Origin of the sequence: Citrobacter sp. Cpo090 (assembly GCF_030332665.1) — a bacterium.
Lineage (GTDB): Bacteria > Pseudomonadota > Gammaproteobacteria > Enterobacterales > Enterobacteriaceae > Citrobacter > Citrobacter portucalensis.
Window position 1 is genome coordinate 1,769,355 of the sequence record NZ_JAOWHK010000025.1, and the last position, 18,740, is coordinate 1,788,094.

The 18,740-nt window shown below is 54.3% G+C and carries 16 protein-coding genes; 7 read left to right on the forward strand and 9 right to left on the reverse strand.

The window, feature by feature from the left end:
• Window positions 1-56: 56 nt before the first annotated feature.
• The 7 genes from uhpC (at window position 57) to OGY83_RS11205 (ending at window position 8,372) form a co-directional block, all read left to right on the forward strand.
• Window positions 57-1,361: an MFS transporter family glucose-6-phosphate receptor UhpC gene (gene uhpC / locus OGY83_RS11175; RefSeq protein WP_286635873.1), complete on the forward strand. Its 1,305-nt coding sequence runs from the start codon at window positions 57-59 to the stop codon at window positions 1,359-1,361.
• Complete coding sequence (locus tag OGY83_RS11180; protein WP_003830932.1) at window positions 1,358-2,389, forward strand: ABC transporter substrate-binding protein; 1,032 nt, start codon at window positions 1,358-1,360, stop codon at window positions 2,387-2,389. Before uhpC ends, OGY83_RS11180 begins: the two co-directional genes overlap by 4 nt.
• Window positions 2,390-2,457: 68 nt before the next feature.
• A complete protein-coding gene (locus tag OGY83_RS11185) occupies window positions 2,458-4,536 on the forward strand; it encodes an ABC transporter permease (protein ID WP_286635874.1) in 2,079 nt (692 codons plus the stop codon).
• 11 nt (window positions 4,537-4,547) lie between these two features.
• On the forward strand, window positions 4,548-5,594 hold the full coding sequence (gene fbpC / locus OGY83_RS11190; protein WP_003830930.1) for a ferric ABC transporter ATP-binding protein: 1,047 nt from the start codon (window positions 4,548-4,550) through the stop codon (window positions 5,592-5,594).
• A gap of 232 nt (window positions 5,595-5,826) precedes the next feature.
• On the forward strand, window positions 5,827-6,429 hold the full coding sequence (locus OGY83_RS11195; RefSeq protein WP_286635875.1) for a hypothetical protein: 603 nt from the start codon (window positions 5,827-5,829) through the stop codon (window positions 6,427-6,429).
• A 97-nt stretch (window positions 6,430-6,526) separates the two neighbouring features.
• A complete protein-coding gene (locus OGY83_RS11200; protein WP_286635876.1) occupies window positions 6,527-7,993 on the forward strand; it encodes a PAAR domain-containing protein in 1,467 nt (488 codons plus the stop codon).
• The gene (locus OGY83_RS11205) at window positions 7,968-8,372 is read left to right on the forward strand and encodes a hypothetical protein (RefSeq protein WP_194211164.1); all 405 of its coding nucleotides are present in this window, start codon (window positions 7,968-7,970) and stop codon (window positions 8,370-8,372) included. Before OGY83_RS11200 ends, OGY83_RS11205 begins: the two co-directional genes overlap by 26 nt.
• Before the next feature lie 110 nt (window positions 8,373-8,482).
• Here the strand turns inward: OGY83_RS11205 and mmuM are convergent, their stop codons facing one another.
• The 9 genes from mmuM to OGY83_RS11250 all read right to left on the reverse strand — a co-directional run bounded on the left by mmuM (window position 8,483) and on the right by OGY83_RS11250 (window position 18,646).
• Entirely contained in the window at window positions 8,483-9,415 is a 933-nt protein-coding gene (gene mmuM, locus OGY83_RS11210) for a homocysteine S-methyltransferase (protein WP_286635877.1), read from the reverse strand.
• Window positions 9,402-10,805, reverse strand: a complete 1,404-nt coding sequence (gene mmuP / locus OGY83_RS11215; protein ID WP_123268530.1) for an S-methylmethionine permease — start codon at window positions 10,803-10,805, stop codon at window positions 9,402-9,404. Before mmuP ends, mmuM begins: the two co-directional genes overlap by 14 nt.
• Before the next feature lie 274 nt (window positions 10,806-11,079).
• Window positions 11,080-12,291 carry a 3-(3-hydroxy-phenyl)propionate transporter MhpT gene (gene mhpT, locus OGY83_RS11220; RefSeq protein ID WP_286635878.1) on the reverse strand — a complete coding sequence of 404 codons (1,212 nt, stop codon included), beginning with the start codon at window positions 12,289-12,291 and terminating at the stop codon, window positions 11,080-11,082.
• Between the two features lie 69 nt (window positions 12,292-12,360).
• Window positions 12,361-13,374, reverse strand: coding sequence for a 4-hydroxy-2-oxovalerate aldolase (gene mhpE / locus OGY83_RS11225; protein WP_079940050.1), 1,014 nt, complete (start codon window positions 13,372-13,374; stop codon window positions 12,361-12,363).
• Window positions 13,371-14,321, reverse strand: a complete 951-nt coding sequence (mhpF, locus tag OGY83_RS11230; protein ID WP_286635879.1) for an acetaldehyde dehydrogenase — start codon at window positions 14,319-14,321, stop codon at window positions 13,371-13,373. The genes mhpE and mhpF overlap by 4 nt, the downstream gene beginning before the upstream one ends.
• Window positions 14,318-15,127 (reverse strand): 2-keto-4-pentenoate hydratase, encoded by an 810-nt coding sequence (mhpD, locus tag OGY83_RS11235; protein ID WP_286635880.1) that lies wholly within the window; start codon window positions 15,125-15,127, stop codon window positions 14,318-14,320. Before mhpD ends, mhpF begins: the two co-directional genes overlap by 4 nt.
• A 9-nt stretch (window positions 15,128-15,136) precedes the next feature.
• Window positions 15,137-16,003 carry a 2-hydroxy-6-oxonona-2,4-dienedioate hydrolase gene (gene mhpC, locus OGY83_RS11240; protein ID WP_123268506.1) on the reverse strand — a complete coding sequence of 289 codons (867 nt, stop codon included), beginning with the start codon at window positions 16,001-16,003 and terminating at the stop codon, window positions 15,137-15,139.
• Window positions 16,004-16,035: 32 nt separating this feature from the next.
• The gene (gene mhpB, locus OGY83_RS11245; protein WP_079940046.1) at window positions 16,036-16,980 is read right to left on the reverse strand and encodes a 2,3-dihydroxyphenylpropionate/2,3-dihydroxicinnamic acid 1,2-dioxygenase; all 945 of its coding nucleotides are present in this window, start codon (window positions 16,978-16,980) and stop codon (window positions 16,036-16,038) included.
• 1 nt (window position 16,981) lies between these two features.
• Window positions 16,982-18,646 (reverse strand): bifunctional 3-(3-hydroxy-phenyl)propionate/3-hydroxycinnamic acid hydroxylase, encoded by a 1,665-nt coding sequence (locus OGY83_RS11250; protein WP_286635881.1) that lies wholly within the window; start codon window positions 18,644-18,646, stop codon window positions 16,982-16,984.
• Window positions 18,647-18,740: the final 94 nt, after the last annotated feature.

Below are 18,740 nucleotides of genomic sequence, written 5' to 3' on the forward strand. Positions count from 1 at the left end.
TTCTCTCATCCCCTTTTGCTTTCACTTTCCTATAGTCAGCACAAACGGAGACTGCCATGCCTACACGCTCAGCCAGCGAAACAGACCAACAATACCGGGCGCTACGCCCCCGGCTGCTGATGTGTATGGTAATTGGTTACGCCGCGTTTTATCTGACGCGCAAAAGCGTTAACTACGTCCTTCCGGCGCTGCAAACGGATCTGGGTCTGGATAAAGGCGATATCGGCCTGCTCGGATCACTGTTTTATCTGACCTATGGTCTGTCGAAATTTACCGCCGGGCTGTGGCACGACAGCCACGGACAACGCGCATTTATGGGCATTGGCCTGTTTGCTACCGGCGTTTTAAACGTGCTGTTCGCCTTTGGTGAATCGCTGACGCTGCTGCTGGTGGTCTGGACGCTGAACGGATTTTTTCAGGGCTGGGGCTGGCCGCCCTGTGCCCGACTACTGACCCACTGGTACTCGCGCAACGAACGTGGCTTCTGGTGGGGCTGCTGGAATATGTCGATCAATATCGGTGGCGCCATTATCCCGCTGATTAGCGCTTTTGCCGCCCACTGGTGGGGCTGGCAGGCAGCCATGCTGGCACCGGGGATAATCAGCATGGCATTGGGAATCTGGCTCACCCTGCAATTGAAAGGCACGCCCCAGGAAGAAGGATTACCCACGGTTGGGGAATGGCGGCATGACCCGCTGGAGCTGCGTCAGGAACAGCAAAGCCCGCCGATGGGGCTGTGGCAAATGTTGCGCATCACCATGCTGAAAAACCCGATGATCTGGTTGCTCGGCGTGTCGTATGTATTGGTCTATTTGATCCGCATTGCGCTCAACGACTGGGGCAACATCTGGCTGACGGAAAGCCACGGCGTGAATCTGCTCAGCGCCAATGCCACGGTGATGCTGTTTGAAGTTGGCGGCTTGCTTGGGGCGCTGTTTGCCGGATGGGGATCGGACCTGCTGTTCAGCGGTCAGCGTGCGCCGATGATTTTGCTGTTCACGCTGGGGCTTATGGTTTCCGTCGCCGCACTGTGGCTGGCACCAGTGCACCACTACGCGCTACTGGCAGTGTGTTTCTTTACCGTGGGCTTTTTTGTGTTTGGCCCACAAATGCTAATTGGCCTCGCAGCCGTTGAATGCGGACACAAAGCGGCGGCAGGTTCAATTACTGGTTTTCTCGGGCTGTTCGCCTATCTGGGGGCCGCGCTGGCGGGTTGGCCGCTGTCGCTGGTCATAGAACATTACGGCTGGTCGGGAATGTTCAGTTTGCTCTCGGTTGCCGCTGTCTTTATGGGTTTATTGCTGATGCCGTTGCTCATTGCGGGCATTACCCCTTCTCTCAGTCAAAGGATAAAACAATGAAACTGACGCTTACCTCTACCCTGATTGCTTCCGCTCTGACGCTGGCGGCCTTCAGCAACGCAGCCCAGGCGCAGGGCCGTCTGGTGGTGTACTGCAGCGCCACCAACGAGATGTGCGAAACCGAAACCAAAGCCTTCGGTGAAAAATATGATGTGAAAACCTCATTCATTCGCAATGGCTCGGGCAGTACGCTGGCAAAAGTGGATGCCGAGAAGAAAAACCCGCAGGCAGATGTGTGGTACGGCGGTACGCTGGATCCGCAATCTCAGGCCGGTGAAATGGGTCTGCTGCAGCCGTATAAATCACCAAACCTCGAGCAGATCATGGAGAAATTCCGCGATCCCGCGAAGGTCAAAGGTAACCTCTCTTCGGCGGTTTACGTCGGTATTCTGGGCTTTGGCGTCAACACCCAGCGCCTGAAAGAGAAAAACCTGCCGGTGCCAAAATGCTGGAAGGATCTGACCAAACCGGAATACAAGGGCGAAATCCAGATTGCTGACCCGCAAAGCTCCGGTACCGCCTACACCGCGCTGGCGACCTTTGCTCAACTGTGGGGTGAAGATCAGGCCTTTGATTACCTGAAACAGCTCAACGCCAACGTCTCTCAATACACCAAATCCGGTATTGCCCCGGCGCGTAACGCCGCCCGTGGCGAAACGGCTATCGGCATTGGCTTCCTGCACGACTACTCGCTGGAAAAAGAACAGGGCGCCCCGCTGGAGCTTATCTCTCCGTGCGAAGGCACCGGGTATGAAATCGGCGGCGTCAGCATCCTGAAAGGCGCGCGCAACGTCGACAACGCCAAACTGTTCGTTGACTGGGTGCTGTCGAAAGACGCACAGGAGCTGGCGTGGAAGAAAGGGAAATCCTATCAGATCCTGACCAACACCACCGCCGAGACGTCCCCTAATTCGCTGAAGCTCGACGACCTGAAGCTTATCAATTACGACATGGATAAGTACGGCTCGACCGACGTACGTAAGGCGTTGATCAATAAGTGGGTTAGCGAAGTTAAGATGGGTAAATAAGCCCACGTTACGTTCATTTGCCGGGTGCGGCGTAAACGCCTTACCCGGCCTGGATTACCGGAAACGCTATGTCACACACACTTGCACTCCATCCCGTGAAAAAACGGGATGCGATATTCCTTTGGGTTTTGCTCGGCTGGCTGGCATTTGCCCTGCTGCCGAGCTGGAGCCTGGACTACGGTCTGCTGGAGTCAACGCGGGAGGAAATACTCGCCGCCTACGGCTGGTCACAGTTCAATATCAGCTGGCTGTGGTATCTGCTGCCAAGCCTGCTGCTGGTGCGCCCATTCCATGAAGCCAGGCGCGAACAGCGCAGCCGCCACTATCTTGACGCGGGCTGGGCATTCTTCTGTATGGCCTTTATCGTCGCCAGCGCTACCCTTGAAGGGCGCGGTTTAGGCTATGCCACCATCGTGCTGTTTGTCGCGCTTGGCGCAATCATGACCCTGGCGCTCACCCGCCTCGAATGGCTGGGCGGTGACCGCTTCGTCATCGGCTCGCTTACCGCGATTGTCGCTCTGATCGGTATTTTTATCGTCTGGCCGAGCATCGCCATTTTCATTCCGATGTTCACCAACGACGCCGGGGAATTTGCCCCGCTGGCATTTATGAATGTGCTGTCGCAGGCACATATCATTCAGGTGATCCTCAACTCGATTATGCTGTCGATTGCCGTCGGCGTCGGCTGTACCTTCTTTGGTCTGGTGCTGGCTATCTACACCACCCGTATCGCCAAGCGCAGCGCCATAATTGGACGTATCTTCTCGATTTTGCCGATCGTCACTCCGCCGTTTGTCGTCGGTTTAGGCGTCACGCTGATGATGGGACGCTCCGGTTACATCACCGAGTTTATGGTCGAATGGTTTGGTTTAACCAACACCAACTGGCTGTATGGCTTTACCGGAATCTGGCTGGCGCAGGTTCTGGCCTTTACGCCGATGGCGTTTATGATCCTCGACGGGGCAATCAAAACCATTCATCCATCGCTGGAAGAAGCGTCATACACCCTGCGTGCCAGCCGCTGGCAGACCTTTAACGGCGTGTTTGTCCCGCTGCTGAAACCCGCGCTGGCGAACGCCTTTTTAATTGTGGTGGTGCAGTCGCTGGCCGACTTTAGTAACCCGCTGGTGCTCGGCGGTAACTTCGACGTACTGGCAACGCAAATCTACTTCTACATCACCGGTTCGCAGCTCGACTACCAGGCCGCCAGTACGCTGGGTGCCTTCCTGCTGCTGTTCTCGCTGCTGGTGTTCTGCGTGCAGTATATGTGGATTGGTAAACGCTCATACGTCACCGTTTCCGGTAAATCCTACCGGGGCGACGTACAGCCATTACCGGTGACGCTGGTGTGGAGCGTGGTCGCGCTGCTGGCGGTGTGGATTGCCTTTAACGCCCTGCTCTACGGCAGCATTTTCTACGGCAGTTTCACCGTCAACTGGGGCGTTGACTACACTCTGACGCTGGCGAACTTTACCAAACTGTTCGGTCAGGGGATGAGCGACGGCGCGTGGCCTTCACTGCTCGACACCCTGCTCTACGCCGGGATTGCCGCGCCGATCACCGCAATCTTCGGCCTGCTGATCGCATGGATCGTGGTGCGCCAGCAGTTTAAAGGCAAGAAGACCATCGAGTTCACCACCATGCTGTGCTTTGCCGTTCCGGGCACCGTCGCGGGCGTGTCGTACATTCTGGCCTTTAACAACGCCCCGGTGTACCTCACTGGTACGGCGGCGATTGTCATTATCTCGATGGTAATGCGTAACGTCCCGGTCGGCATTCGCGCGGGTATAGCAGGACTCGGCCAGATCGATAAATCACTGGATGAAGCCTCGCTCAGCCTGCGCGCCGGTTCCCTGCGTACCATTACGCATATCCTGCTGCCGCTGCTGCGCCCGGCGATCCTCTCGGCGCTGATTTATAGCTTTGTGCGCGCCATCACCACCGTCAGCGCCATCGTGTTCCTCGTCACGCCGGATACCCGCGTAGCGACGGCCTACATCCTCAACCGCGTGGAAGATGGCGAATACGGTGTGGCGATTGCCTACGGTTCCATTCTGATCGTGGTGATGCTGGCGATTATTTTCATCTTTGACTGGCTGATCGGTGAATCACGTACCTCCCGTTCAAAAGCCAAAAACCAGGCGTAATGGAGCGCACTATGACTCAGAAAAATTTCGTTGAACTGCGCAACGTCACCAAACGATTTGGCAGTAATACGGTAATCGACAATATCAACCTCACCATCCCGCAAGGGCAAATGGTGACGCTGCTCGGCCCGTCCGGCTGCGGCAAAACCACCATTTTGCGCCTGGTTGCCGGGCTGGAAAAACCGAGCGAAGGGCAAATTTTCATTGATGGCGAAGACGTCACCCATCGCTCTATTCAACAGCGCGATATCTGCATGGTGTTTCAGTCCTATGCCCTGTTCCCGCATATGTCGCTGGGAGAGAACGTCGGTTATGGCCTGAAAATGCTCGGCGTACCGCGCGCAGAGCTGAAAGCCCGTGTCAAAGAGGCGCTGGCGATGGTGGATCTGGAAGGATTCGAAGACCGCTTTGTCGATCAGATCTCCGGCGGTCAGCAGCAGCGCGTGGCGCTGGCCCGCGCGCTGATCCTCAAGCCGAAAGTACTGCTGTTTGATGAGCCATTGAGTAACCTCGACGCCAACCTGCGTCGCAGCATGCGCGACAAGATCCGTGAACTGCAAAAGCAGTTTGATATCACCTCGCTGTACGTCACCCACGATCAGAGCGAAGCCTTTGCGGTTTCCGATACCGTGCTGGTGATGAACAAAGGACACATCATGCAGATCGGCTCACCGCAGGATCTCTATCGCCAGCCCGCCTCCCGCTTTATGGCGAGCTTTATGGGCGATGCCAACCTGTTCCCGGCGACCTTCAGCGACAGATACGTTGATATCTACGGCTATCATCTGCCGCGCCCGCTGCACTTTGGCACGCAGGGCGAAGGGATGGTCGGTGTGCGCCCGGAAGCGATCACGCTCAGCGATCGCGGCGAGGAGAGTCAACGCTGCGTGATCCGCCATGTCGCCTATATGGGGCCGCAGTATGAAGTGACGGTAGAATGGCACGGGCAGGAGATTTTATTGCAGGTCAACGCTACGCGTCTGCAACCAGACGTCGGCGAGCAGTATTATCTCGAAATCCATCCGTACGGTATGTTTGTTCTGGCAGATGCGGCATGATTTGTGCCGGGCTACGATCAAACAACGGACCAGATAAAATTAATTTGATTATAGAGAAGGAAAAATCCTTATAAAATATTTATTAAGTAAATACATATAAACTTAATTATTCCAAGCCTGAATCATCCTTAATTGGATTCAGGCTTTTTTATTACTTATGCGATCAGCCGCACAACTTTTACAGAGAAAATAGTATGTCATCACGTTTTCAACGGATGAGAGAGATTCAAAAATGTATTTTTACCAGGAAGAAAACCAAATCACTCAATATATAAGTGAGCACGAATTATGGGTATTGGGTCGTGTCAGCGGGATATACAACAAAACAACACATAAAAACGAAAAAATGTTAGAACCGTTGTGGAGGAGATACGATCGAAGTATCGAGGGGATTTTAATCTTTTATTCAAAGATGGAAGCATCAATTTACTCTGTTTACCTAGAGAAAAAATTTAATGAAAAGTGGAGCGTATATGCACTGAATGATTTTAACATTGGGAAAATGGTAAAAAACAATAAAACCATCAAAAATAGCGATGATTATTATCTGCTGTTGAGTGCAGGATTATGGGCTGATAAACAATGCAATATTATATATCATGGTTATCATTTAGCTCAAGTTGTAATCCCCGTCAAATATACCTTTAGCAGTTTCAGTGAAAATGAAAAATTTCCTACCCTAAAAATACCTGAAAAAGTTACAGATAGATTTCATCAAATGTGGAAGAAAAGATTCCCTGATTTTCTAAGTCATACTCAATCGCAATGTAATTATCATAATGACTATTTAAAAGAACAAAGTCTAATCGCTTATAATAATATGCAATTCAAATAATCGAATAAAATCGAAGATTGTGTTTATATGGCAACATGGAAAAATGACTGGATTTTTTGTAATCCGGAAAGTTTAAGTTTATTAAAATGAGAATTGTATGGGAATTGCATATTTTTTAAGGGTCGGTGATAAAACAACCTGTGGCGGTACTATTTTAACAGGCTGTACTAATCATATACTCGACGGACAGCCAACGGCACGACATGGCGATAGATATATATGCGGTAAAGATAAAAAACTCTACCATATAGTAGGAGGACAACCGGGTTATTTTATACATGGTGTTCAAGCTGCCGGAACAGCACATAGCGTTGGCACATGCCCCTGCAAATGCAGATTTATTAACTCAATTTCAAATGTCACTTATTTCTATGAGAGTGAAGTTCTCTCCGCACCTAAGCCAGTCACAAACAGAGTGGTCTCTGTAGCGCCGCAGAACGCGCCAAAACCGCTCACGATGGCACCTGGACCATATTGTCCGGGTGAAGAGGATAAACCGCCTCGTGAGCCTGTCGATGGGGGATTTTGTGTATTGCCCTATGAGTCAAAACCATCAACATATGAGCCGTATATTTTCGTTAACCCCCCCGAGGGTACGAGAGAGCTGTATCACAAACTGAACCCTGATATGAAAAAACAACCTGGTTCAATTCTGATTGTTGTTGATCCTGAAAAGCAAGATCAGCAACAGATTGAAACATTGCAAAAAGCGCGTGATCGAATTGATAAAGCTCTGGCCCCACTTACCTTGCAGGATGCAAAGTTATTGCATGATAACAGAGGAGCCGTGGATGCATTTTCATATCAACTTTTCGGTGATTATTTAGGAAATGCTGGAGATGGTTTTGGATATATTAGTGAGATAGGTAAAAGCTATTACGAAGAAATAAAACAAATATTAATTGAAATTCAGGAGTTGTATAAAGATACGTATAGCCACAACAAAGGAATTATATCGGGGGAAGAATTCTTTGGTCAACGAGCAAGACTGTTTAAAAGGCTAGATGCTGTTTTAAACAAACTTTCAAAAACTCAGCTTAATTTAGAAGAATATAATAATATTAAAAAAGCATTAGGTTTATCTACAAGTTCAATTATGTATAAATGGGATAAAACGGGAATAGATAATATTGAAGGTTATGCTACATATATTGAGCGTTCGGCAAAATTAATGAAGTTGATGAAAACAGTTGGTTTTGTTGGCATAGGTTTAGATTTTGCCGGATATACATCAAATATTTATGATGCCTGTGCAAAAGGCCGTGAAAGTGCATGCAAAAAAGCGGCGATAACAGAGTATAGTAAGTTTGGATTAAAACAGGGGAGTAGTTTACTGGTAGGAGGTACTGCCGGGCGTGCAGCAAATGTGGTTTGTACATGGGTATTAGGGATTTCTACTATAGAAGCAGGCGGAATCGGTGCTACTCTGTGTTTTGTTACAGGGGTTGGTGTTACTATTGCGGCAGGTAAGATTGCAGAAAAATATGGCGAGGACGCTGGTGAAAAATTAGGTAATTATGTAGGAGATCATATTATCTATGAAAACTTTTTTCATTCAAAATGAAGATAATATAAAAATTATTATTAGCTTTGCTTTAATGCTTAATGAATTATTAATAATGATCTTTTATTTTTACAACAAGATAGCATATAAAAAAATTGTTGACATATATGAAAAGGAAATCGGACCATTGCCTGTTACAGCAATAATATGTAAAAATGCAAGTCTATTTACCACACCAGGATTATATCTCACTAAAGTCGCGTTTATTATGGAGACTTTAATTTTTAAATATAATAAAATTTCTAATTATGGTATGAGCATAGAGGGTTATAATTTAATAAGAGGCTTGCCTTGCAAATTAACACTAGGATTTAAAATTGAAGCAATGCTATGGATTTTATCTATTCCTGTGTTGCTAAGTATGTTTATTGCATTTTGAATAAAGGGACTCCATTGGAGTCCCTTCTTTAATTTTATATCAATGCACCCTATATCTGGTCAACAATCCAGCCGTATCGCCACATCATTCACTGTAGGCCCGATAAACTCTCAGCTTCGCGCTTTTAGCGCGGCAATATCCGCAGGCGTGGTGCGACAGCACCCGCCAATCAACCGGGCGCCAGCGGCCTGCCACTGCGGCAGATAATCCGCCAACTGCGCACAATGCTCACCGTGATGATGCCAGGTTTTGCTCACGGCATCGTATTGTTCACCCGAATTCGGATACACCACCAGCGGCAGCGTCGTTAAGCCGTGTAAATGCTGCAACGCAGCGGTGGTGTTTTCCAGCGCAATGCAGTTAATGCCTAGCGCCACCACCTGCGGATAACCCGCCAGCAACGCAACCACGTCACGCAGCGGCGTACCGTCGCTCAGGTGATCGCTGTCGCACAGGGTAAATGAGAACCACGCCCGTGCACGCGGATATGCGGTCAGCAGCTCAGCCAGCGCCTCAATCTCGACAAAATTCGGCAGGGTTTCGCAGGCCAGCAGATCGGCCCCGGCATCCAGTAACGCTTCCACTCGCGGGCGATGAAACGCCTGGAACGCCTCGACGCTACAATGATAATCGCCACGGTATTCAGAGCCATCCGCCAGATACGCGCCGTAAGGCCCAACGGACCCTGCCACCAGCAGCGTGCCCGCCTGCGGGTTCTCTGCCAGATACGCTTCACGGGCTTTACGCGCCAGCTCCACGCTTTTGCCAATCAGCGCTTTCGACTGCACTTCATCCAGACCTCGCGCGGCAAAGCCCGCCGGCGTCGCCTGATAGCTGGCGGTGATCGCGCATTGCGCCCCCGCCCGGTAGTAATCAAGATGAACTTCGCGGATAAGCTCCGGGTTTTCTACCAGCACTTTGGCTGACCACAGGCTGTCGGCTAAGTTACACCCTCGCGCTTCCAGCTCCGTCGCCATCGCGCCATCCAGCAACAGGATGTCCTGTTTTTCAAGGAGAGCGCGTAACGGATTATTCTGCGACATGTTCTGGCTCCTGTTTTGCGTTACGGGGTTGAGTAAGGAAATAAGCACCATAGCACAACGCGACAAACGGTAACCCGCACCACAACGCAATTCTCTGCGCGGGATCGAATGCCAGCCCTACACAGGCCACCAGGCACAGCACAAAGCCCAATACCGGCACCAGCGGATACCACGGCGCACGATAATGCAATTCACTCAATGCCTTACCTTGTTGCAGATGACGGCGACGAAAAACAAAATGCGAGGCGCAAATGCTCAACCACACCGCCACCACCGCAAACCCGGAGATTGCCGACAGCGCAACAAATACCGTATCCGGGGCCACCACGCTGGAAAACAGCGCCAGCACACCACCGAGCATACTGACCGACAGCGCCGTCAGCGGCACGCCGTTTTTCGTTACTCGCGCAAAACAGGCCGGTAGCGTACGTTCATTCGACAGCGACCACAGCATGCGCCCGGAAGCATATAATCCGGAGTTCGCCGCAGAAAGAATAGCCGTCAGGATCACGAAGTTAAAAATATCAGCGGCGTACGGGATCCCAACTTTCTCAAACACCAGCACAAACGGGCTTTTCTCCACGCCCGCCTGCTGCATCGGGATCAGCGCCGCCAGCACAAACACGGTGCCAATAAAGAAAATAATCAGTCGCGCGATGGTAGTACGAATCGCTACCGGGATAACTTTGCGCGGGTTTTCCGTTTCACCTGCGGCAATGCCGATAAGCTCGGTCCCCGAAAAAGCAAAGTTCACTGCCACCATAGTCATCAGGATCGGTAAGCCGCCGTGCGGGAACCAGCCTTCCGCCGTGATATTACTCAGCCCCGGCGCGGGGGAACCATCCTGCATCGGGAGAAAGCCGAAAATCGCCGCCCCGCCGAGGATGATAAAAGCGATGATAGTGACCACTTTAACCAGCGAGAACCAGAACTCTCCTTCGGCAAAAAAGCGCGTGGAGATCACATTCAGGCCAAAAATAATCACGCAGAACACCACGCACCAGATCCATACTGGCACCTGTGGAAACCAGTATTGCATACAGAACCCGGCGGCGGTAAAACTCGAACCCAGCGCCACGGTCCAGGTCAGCCAGTAGAGCCAGGCCACGGTATACCCCGTTGCCGGACCAAGATAGCGCGCGGCATAAACGTGAAACGCCCCGGTCTCCGGCATCGCGACCGATAGCTCGCCCAGACACTGCATAACCAGCCAGACCACCAGCGCACCAATCAGATAGGCCAGCAGCGTTCCCGCCGCTCCGGTGGTGGAGATGATGTACCCGGTATTGAAGAATAATCCTGTGCCAATCACGCCGCCCAGGGAAAGCATAATCAGGTGACGCGTTTTCATTGTGCGCTTCAGTGGCGCATTTTGTTGTGTTGTTTGCATATAACCTTCTAAACGTATGGACATCTAAACATCCAAAGAAGGTTTGTTATACCGCGTTTGTTAACAGAATGCAAAGTCAACCCTGCACCAGACGCAGATGACCGCGCCGGGCGCTTAATAGCGGGTGGGGATTAATAATCAAATACAAAAAGGGCCGCCAGCTCATAACGCCTCCGTTGCCATGTTTTATCTAAACTTTGGCAACACAGTTGACTGACGGCGTTCACCCGGAAGTGGGAACCGAATCTCCCCACTCACACAAGCGGATGAATGCTTAAGCACCGCTGGCCGGGATCGGCATCTGCGATTTGCGGCTCATCAGAATAAATACCGCCAGGCCTGCCAGCAAAATGCCCGGCGCAGAAGCCGCCATCACTCCTACCGTTCCGGTGCCGAGCGCTAACATTTTCCCTGCCAGTAGCGGACCGCTCATCGCGCCCAGACGCCCGACTGCGACGGCGGTGCCCACGCCTGTGGCGCGGATCTGCGTGCTGTAAAACAGCGGCGCCAACGCATACAGCACGCTTTGCCCGCCGGTGGCAAACATCCCCGCCACAAATCCCGCCATTAACATGCCGCTCAATGACGACACCGTACCCAGCGCCAGCAGTGAAGCCAACATCCCGGTGTAGATCAAAAGTGACATCACCACCGGGCGCAGTTTATCCATTAACGCCCCGAGAATTAACGTGCCGCTGGCCGCGCCAATTTGCAGAGCAAACATCACACCCGCCGCCTGCGACGGCTGAAAGCCCTGCTCCACCAGCAGCATCGGCAGCCAGTTGATCAGCATATACACCACCAGCAGGGTGAAGAAATAGCACAGCCACAGCAGCAGCGTGGCGCTCGCCGTCGCTGGCGCAAACAAGGCCCGCAACGGTGCGGCGACCACCTGCGTTTGTTGGGTATAAACCTGCGATTCCGGCAGCCAGCGCATCAACAGCGGCACCAGCAGCAGCGGGATCACCCCGGCTACCCAGAACACCGTTTGCCAGGCGGTGGCCAGACCGCTAAACCCGAGCGCTGCCGCCAGCGCCGCGCCAATCGGCACACCGCAGTACATCAGACTCACCGCCGTACCGCGAAAACGCGGGCCCGCCGCCTCGGAGGTCAGCGCGATCAGGTTCGGCAACGCTGCGCCCAGCCCAACGCCGGTCATCAGACGGGCAAACACCAACGATGAGAAATCCCAGGAAATCGCCGTCGCCAGCGAGAACAGGCCGAACAGCCCCACGGAGGCAATCAGAATGCGCTTGCGGCCATAACGGTCGGCCAACATGCCGCCCACCAGCGCGCCGGGCAGCAGCCCGAGAATACCCGCGCTGAAGATCCAGCCCATCTGCATTTTATCCAGCGCAAACGCGTGGGCGATACCGACGGCAGCGATACCGGCGGCCTGTAAATCCAGCCCTTCCATCAGGGCAACTAAAAAGCAAAGCCCAACGGTCAACGTCAGGCGGTAAGATGCGGGGGTACGGGTCGTCATAAGATGTCCCTCTGAGGTCACGATGCAGGTGAATCGCGGCTGATACGTTGCCAGCCGCGTAATCATTTTTTATTTGCGGTTGCGCAGGTCCAGCGCCACGTCGACGATCATATCTTCCTGACCACCCACCATCCGGCGTTTGCCCAGTTCCACCAGAATATCTACTGCGCTCAGGCCATAGCGTGCTGCCGCCACTTCGCAATGACGCAGGAAGCTGGAGTACACCCCGGCATAGCCCAGCGCCAGCGTTTCACGATCCACCCGCACCGGGCGGTCTTGTAGTGGACGCACCAGGTCATCGGCGGCGTCCATCAGCGCATACAGATCGGTGCCGTGCTGCCAGCCGAGTTTATCCGCAGCGGCGATAAACACTTCCAGTGGCGCGTTGCCCGCGCCTGCGCCCATCCCCGCCAGACTGGCGTCGATACGGTCACACCCCTCCTCCACCGCGGCAATCGAGTTCGCCACGCCGAGGCTCAGGTTGTGATGCGCATGCATTCCGGTTTCTGTTTCCGGCTTCAGCACCGCTTTCAGCGCGCGGAAGCGGGCGCGAATATCGCTCATGTTCATTGCGCCGCCGGAATCGACCACGTAGATACAGGTCGCGCCGTAGTTTTCCATCAGCTTCGCCTGCTGCGCCAGGTTCTCCGGTGTGGTCATATGGCTCATCATCAGAAAACCGACGGTATCCATGCCAAGCTCACGCGCATACTGAATATGCTGGGCCGACACGTCCGCTTCGGTGCAGTGGGTCGCCACGCGCACTACCCGTGCGCCAGCCTGATACGCATTTTTCAGGTCATGAATAGTGCCGATCCCCGGCAGCAACAGCGTGGCGATTTTGGCATGTTTCACCACGTCCGCCGCCGCTTCAATCCACTCCAGGTCGCTATGCGCACCAAAGCCGTAGTTAAAGCTGGAACCTTGTAAACCGTCGCCGTGGGCCACTTCAATAGAATCAACCCGTGCGTCGTCCAACGCTTTGGCTATCTGGCGCACATTCTCCAGCGAATACTGATGACGAATGGCGTGCATACCGTCGCGCAGGGTCACGTCAGAGATATAGAGTTTTTTACCATTCATGCTGCTTCTCCTGCCTGACGAGCGAGGGACTGCGCCATCTTCTCAGCGGTCGCCAGCGCGCTGGAGGTCATAATGTCGAGGTTGCCCGCATAGGCAGGTAAATAGTGCGCCGCGCCTTCCACTTCCAGATACACCGCGGTTTTCAGCCCAGAGAACTGGCCGATACCCGGCAGATTCACCGGTTTATCCTCCGGGATGACTTCAAACTGGACACGCTGTTTCAGGCGATAGCCCGGCACGTAAGCCTGCACCGCCGCCGCCATCTCATTAATCGACGCTTCAATTTCAACTTCATAGGCCGCTTCGCTCAACACATACACCGTGTCACGCATCATCAGCGGCGGCTCGGCCGGATTAAGGACAATAATGGCTTTGCCTTTTGCCGCGCCGCCGACCACTTCAATCGCCTTCGAAGTCGTTTCGGTAAACTCGTCGATATTGGCGCGGGTGCCCGGTCCCGCCGATTTACTGGCGATCGAGGCGATAATCTCGGCGTAATGGACTTTTGCCACACGAGAAACCGCCGCCACCATCGGAATGGTCGCCTGCCCGCCGCAGGTCACCATATTGACGTTCTGCTGATCAACGTTGGCTGCCAGATTCACCACCGGCACGCAGTACGGGCCGATTGCCGCGGGCGTCAGGTCGATCAGGCGGATGCCTGGTTTAACAGAGCGTAACGCAGCGTCGTTCTTCACATGCGCGCCTGCGCTGGTGGCATCAAACACGATGTCGATGTCGGCGAATTCCGGCATGGCGATAAGCCCTGTCACCCCTTCATGGGTGGTGGCAACGCCCATGCGCCGGGCACGCGCCAGACCATCTGATTCCGGATCGATACCGACCATCACCGCCATTTCCAGATGCACGCCGTGACGCAGAATTTTTATCATCAAATCGGTACCGATGTTGCCGGAGCCGATAATGGCGACTTTACGCTTACTCATGACTGACTTCCTTTTGTAACCGCCGCTGAAAAGGTGGCGGCGACTGAACCAATACCGTCGATATGGGCTTCGAAACGATCGCCCGCATTCACCGCCACCATCGGGCCTAACGCTCCGGTGAGGATAATGTCTCCGGCACGCAGCGGCTCGCCGAGGCTGGCCATTTTGCGCGCCAGCCAGACGGCAGCGTTGATCGGATGTCCCAGGCATTCGCTGCCGCGCCCGCTGGAGACCTCTTCGTTGTTGCGCGTCATTTTCATCGCGCAGTTTTTCAGATCTAATCCTGCCGGACGCTGTGCCGGACTGCCGACCACATACACGCCACAGGAGGCGTTATCCGCCACGGTATCAACAAATTTGATCGACCAGTCGCGGATACGGCTGCCGACCACTTCCAGTGCGGGAAGTACCCACTCGATGGCGTTGTAAAGCTCATCAAACGTGGTGTCGGTATTGGGCAGATCGCGGTTCAGCACCAGCGCAATCTCCGCTTCAATCCGCGGTTGCAGCACGCGGGAAAACGGGATGGTTTCGTTATCGCCATAACACATATCAGCAAACAGCGTGCCGAAGTCCGGTTGATCGACGCCCAGCTGTTGTTGCACTTTTGGGTGCGTCAGCCCCACTTTGCGCCCAACCACACGACGCCCGCGTGCCACGTCGTACTGCACGTTGATGCGCTGAATGGCGTAGGCCGCTTCGGCGTTATCCACACCAATCACTTCACGCAGCGGGGCGATGGCTTCCCCTTTTTCTTCAGCCTGACGTAAATCAGCGGCCAGCTGCTCAAGATTACGATTCGTCATGTCCGTTCCTTAAGGGCGAGCGAGGAAGTTCAGCACCAGTTGGTTAAAGGCATCCGCATGCTCCCACTGCGCCCAGTGCCCGCAGTCGCGGTAGATGTGCAGCTCAGACCCGGAAATCCCGGAAAGCAGGCGCAGACCGGCATCCATCGGCACAAAGCGGTCATTGCGTCCCCAAACAATCAGGGTCTGGGCTTTGATTTCCCCCAGACGCGGGCTGAAATCCGGGAACTGTTTCGGGTTGGCTTCCAGACTCAGGACAAAGTTTTCCAGGTGATCGCGACGCGACAGCATGTTGTTCAAACGCGCTTCGAACAGCGCCTCGGTCAGGTCGCTGGTGTCGAAGACAAAGATATCCATCATCAGCTTCAGGTTCTCGATGGTCGGCTCGCGATACAGCTGATTCAGGCGCTTGATTCCTTCGGTCGGCATCGGGGTAAACAGGCTCATGCCGCCCGTCCCGCCGCCCATCAGTACCAGCTTGCCCACGCGCTCCGGCCAGCTCAAAGTAAACGCCACGGCACTGTGACCGCCCATCGAGTTACCCAGCAGGTGGACTGTTTGAATATCTAACTGATCGACCACGCTTTTCAGGATGCGGGCGTTGAGATCGGATCGCGAACCGCGGTTAACGATCCCATCGCTTTTGCCCCAGCCAGGACAATCCAGCAGGATCACCCGGTATCCAGCTTCCACTAGCGGATCGATATTGCGGCTGAAGTTTGCCCAGCCCGTTGCACCCGGACCAGAGCCATGCAGCAGCACGACGGTCTCATCGCCCTGCCCACAGTCATTGAAATGCACGCGTAGGGTTTCGCCTGCTTCCTGCACCTCCAGAAAACGACTGGTTGCGGCTTCGGTTTGCGGTTGGTAAGTCATGATGTTCTCCTGCATATTCAGTTCTGTTCAGTTCAGTTCTGTGTAGTGGCACTCAGGGAGCCGAATCCGGCGATCCACTCCGGGATCGGACGGTAATAACGGCCTTCGCTGCGCCAACTGCCAAAGGCAGAAATGGCGGCAAAGGCGGCAACCCAGGTTTTAACTTCGTGCGTTGATTTGCCCGCCATCGCGGACAGCTCTTCGTTACTGACCGCGTCCAGTTCCTGCAAACGCCCCTGCTCAAGCAGAGTCATAAAACGGTTATCCCAGACGGGGTTAAGCGGGTGCAGCGTGTTTTGATCGACCACAAACTTCTCGGCGGCGCTAATCACCCGCTGCTGGCGCAGCTCGCGCTCGTTTTCAGGCAACTGTTTTCCGCTGCCGAGCAGGCGGTCACGCATATGGGCATCAGCCTTCGCCAGCTCCGGTACCGGCGGCTGATGCGACAGACCACCGGAGCCTAAAAACAGCACGCGCTTATTCAGCGAGCTGGCGAAACGGCCAATCGCTTCACCGAGCATGCGGGTGCGCTGAAAGCCCGGCAGCGGCGTGGCGACGCCGTTAATAAACACCGGCAGCACCGGCACCTTATCCAGACCGCCGAGCAAAAACTCCAGCGGCTGCGCAAAGCCATGATCGACCTGCATGTTGTAGGACACGGCGAGATCGATACCGCTTTTCATCACCGCGTGAGCGCAGGCTTCAGCGAGATCTGTCGGCACCGGCAGTTCCCCCGCCGCGCTGCCGAAATCACCGATCGCCGTAGCGCCAACGCCTAAACAGAACGGCGGCATCACGTCGTAGAAAAATCCGTTGTAGTGATCGGGGGCAAACAGCACTACCAGTTCTGGCTCGAACGCCGCAATACGCGCCCTGGCGCTGGCGATCACGCCGTTAACCTCGTCGAGCACGGCCTGTGCCGGGTCGACATAGCCCACCAGAGGCGAATGGGAAAGACAGTGAAGATAAGCGTGCATATCAGGCAACCTTTTCAACAGGAATGTCGGCAGTAGCGCGAGTGAGCGTCATCACCGACGCCAGTTTATTCAGGGTGCTGCCCAGGGTTTGCGGAATGGCGATGGCGGCGACAAAGCGGTCCGGGCGCATGACTACCAGCGCGGCGTTGTGTTGGGCAAACCACGCGCGCAGGCGGTTTTGCGTATCGCCAATGCGGGTAACGCCATCGTGGTTATCCTGATCGGTATGTATCTGCGTATCCGGCACGACCTGGATAAAACGCGTCCCCAGCGCCTGCCACTGTTGGATCTGCGCCTCGCTCATGCCCCACAGCGGGTTACAACCCCAGCCAATCACCGCGAAATTCGGTCCGATGACGTTGTCGAGCAGCGTCACTTCGCCTGATTCCAGCGTCACCTTCGGCTGGATAAACATCTTGCCGACCGGTGACGTTTTCACGTCGCCTTCACGCAACAGCGCCCCGGCGTGGTACTGCGGCATGGGTTTAAAGCGCATTTCAAGGAAGTAGCGTTTGACCGGCGGAATATAGTTCAGCAGCCAGGAAACCCCGTCGCGCACCGCACCATGCCAGCGTTTGGGCGGTGCAAGTACGTTGCCTGCGGTCACGGAGAGGTCGATCATCGCTTTGGCGTGGTCGCGGCGTTCCTGCTGGTAGGTATCCAACAGCGCATCGCCGGCTTTACCGTTAATCACCAGCGCCAGTTTCCACGCCAGGTTAAAGGCATCGCGCATGCCGCTGTTGTACCCCTGCCCCTGCCAGACCGGCATAATGTGCGCCGCATCGCCCGCCAGCAGCACGCGGTCAATGCGAAAACGTTCGGCCAGACGGGCGTTATGGGTATACACGCGCTGGCGGATCAGCTCGACGTTGTCCGGGTTCGGCAGCACTTTGCTCAAGAGCTGGCGCATATTATGCGGCTCGCTAAGCTGCGCTTCGGTTTCCCCCGGCATCACCATAAATTCGAAACGGCGCACCGCATGCGGCAGCGCGGCGGAGACGTACGGGCGCACCGGATCGCAGCACAGATACACATGCGGTGTGCTGAGCGGATCGTTGGCGATATCTACCACAATCCACTGATTCGGCGCGGTTTTACCTTCAAACGGCACGTTCAGCGAGCGTCTGACGTTGCTGCCGCCGCCGTCACAGGCCACCAGCCACTGGGCCTTCACCGTTTCACGTTGACCGTCCGGCGCTTTCAGATTCAGCGTCACTTCGCCGTTTTGCTGGCTGAAGGCCTCAAGCTCGCGGGAGAACAGGCAGCGCACGTTGGGAAAACGCGACAACCCTTCCAGCATCACCGCGTCCACCTGCGGCTGAATAAACGCATTGCGGCGCGACCAGCCAAACTCGTCAGTCATCGGCTGGATATCAGCAAAACAGCGGCCTTTTGGGGTGAGAAAGCGCATCGCATGCCACGGCGTGGTGTGCGGCAAAACGTTCTCGACCAGACCCACAGACTGCATGGTGCGTAACGCTTCATCGTCAATGCCGATGGCGCGAGGATAGTCGATCAGCGTGTCGAGCTTCTCCACTACCAACACCTCAATGCCCATCTGGCCAAGATAATTGGCCATCATTAGCCCTACCGGACCGGCACCAGCAATCGCCACCTGTGCGGTATGCTGCACAGCGGGTTGGATATCCGGGTTTTTTGTTGTCATTTCAGAACCTCACGACTCGGACAAAACGCAATTGCGGACCCTGGTGAGGCGCAATTTGTTTTGTTAAAAATATGTGAATAATTTTTTGTTGTGC

Excerpts from the sequence above, each read along its gene's own strand:
- uhpC (WP_286635873.1), top strand. The coding sequence starts at position 57 with ATGCCTACACGCTCAGCCAGCGAAACAGACCAACAATACCGGGCGCTA.
- OGY83_RS11180 (WP_003830932.1), top strand. The coding sequence starts at position 1,358 with ATGAAACTGACGCTTACCTCTACCCTGATTGCTTCCGCTCTGACGCTG.
- OGY83_RS11185 (WP_286635874.1), top strand. The coding sequence starts at position 2,458 with ATGTCACACACACTTGCACTCCATCCCGTGAAAAAACGGGATGCGATA.
- fbpC (WP_003830930.1), top strand. The coding sequence starts at position 4,548 with ATGACTCAGAAAAATTTCGTTGAACTGCGCAACGTCACCAAACGATTT.
- OGY83_RS11195 (WP_286635875.1), top strand. The coding sequence starts at position 5,827 with ATGTATTTTTACCAGGAAGAAAACCAAATCACTCAATATATAAGTGAG.
- OGY83_RS11200 (WP_286635876.1), top strand. The coding sequence starts at position 6,527 with ATGGGAATTGCATATTTTTTAAGGGTCGGTGATAAAACAACCTGTGGC.
- OGY83_RS11205 (WP_194211164.1), top strand. The coding sequence starts at position 7,968 with ATGAAAACTTTTTTCATTCAAAATGAAGATAATATAAAAATTATTATT.
- mmuM (WP_286635877.1), bottom strand. The coding sequence starts at position 9,415 with ATGTCGCAGAATAATCCGTTACGCGCTCTCCTTGAAAAACAGGACATC.
- mmuP (WP_123268530.1), bottom strand. The coding sequence starts at position 10,805 with ATGCAAACAACACAACAAAATGCGCCACTGAAGCGCACAATGAAAACG.
- mhpT (WP_286635878.1), bottom strand. The coding sequence starts at position 12,291 with ATGACGACCCGTACCCCCGCATCTTACCGCCTGACGTTGACCGTTGGG.
- mhpE (WP_079940050.1), bottom strand. The coding sequence starts at position 13,374 with ATGAATGGTAAAAAACTCTATATCTCTGACGTGACCCTGCGCGACGGT.
- mhpF (WP_286635879.1), bottom strand. The coding sequence starts at position 14,321 with ATGAGTAAGCGTAAAGTCGCCATTATCGGCTCCGGCAACATCGGTACC.
- mhpD (WP_286635880.1), bottom strand. The coding sequence starts at position 15,127 with ATGACGAATCGTAATCTTGAGCAGCTGGCCGCTGATTTACGTCAGGCT.
- mhpC (WP_123268506.1), bottom strand. The coding sequence starts at position 16,003 with ATGACTTACCAACCGCAAACCGAAGCCGCAACCAGTCGTTTTCTGGAG.
- mhpB (WP_079940046.1), bottom strand. The coding sequence starts at position 16,980 with ATGCACGCTTATCTTCACTGTCTTTCCCATTCGCCTCTGGTGGGCTAT.
- OGY83_RS11250 (WP_286635881.1), bottom strand. The coding sequence starts at position 18,646 with ATGACAACAAAAAACCCGGATATCCAACCCGCTGTGCAGCATACCGCA.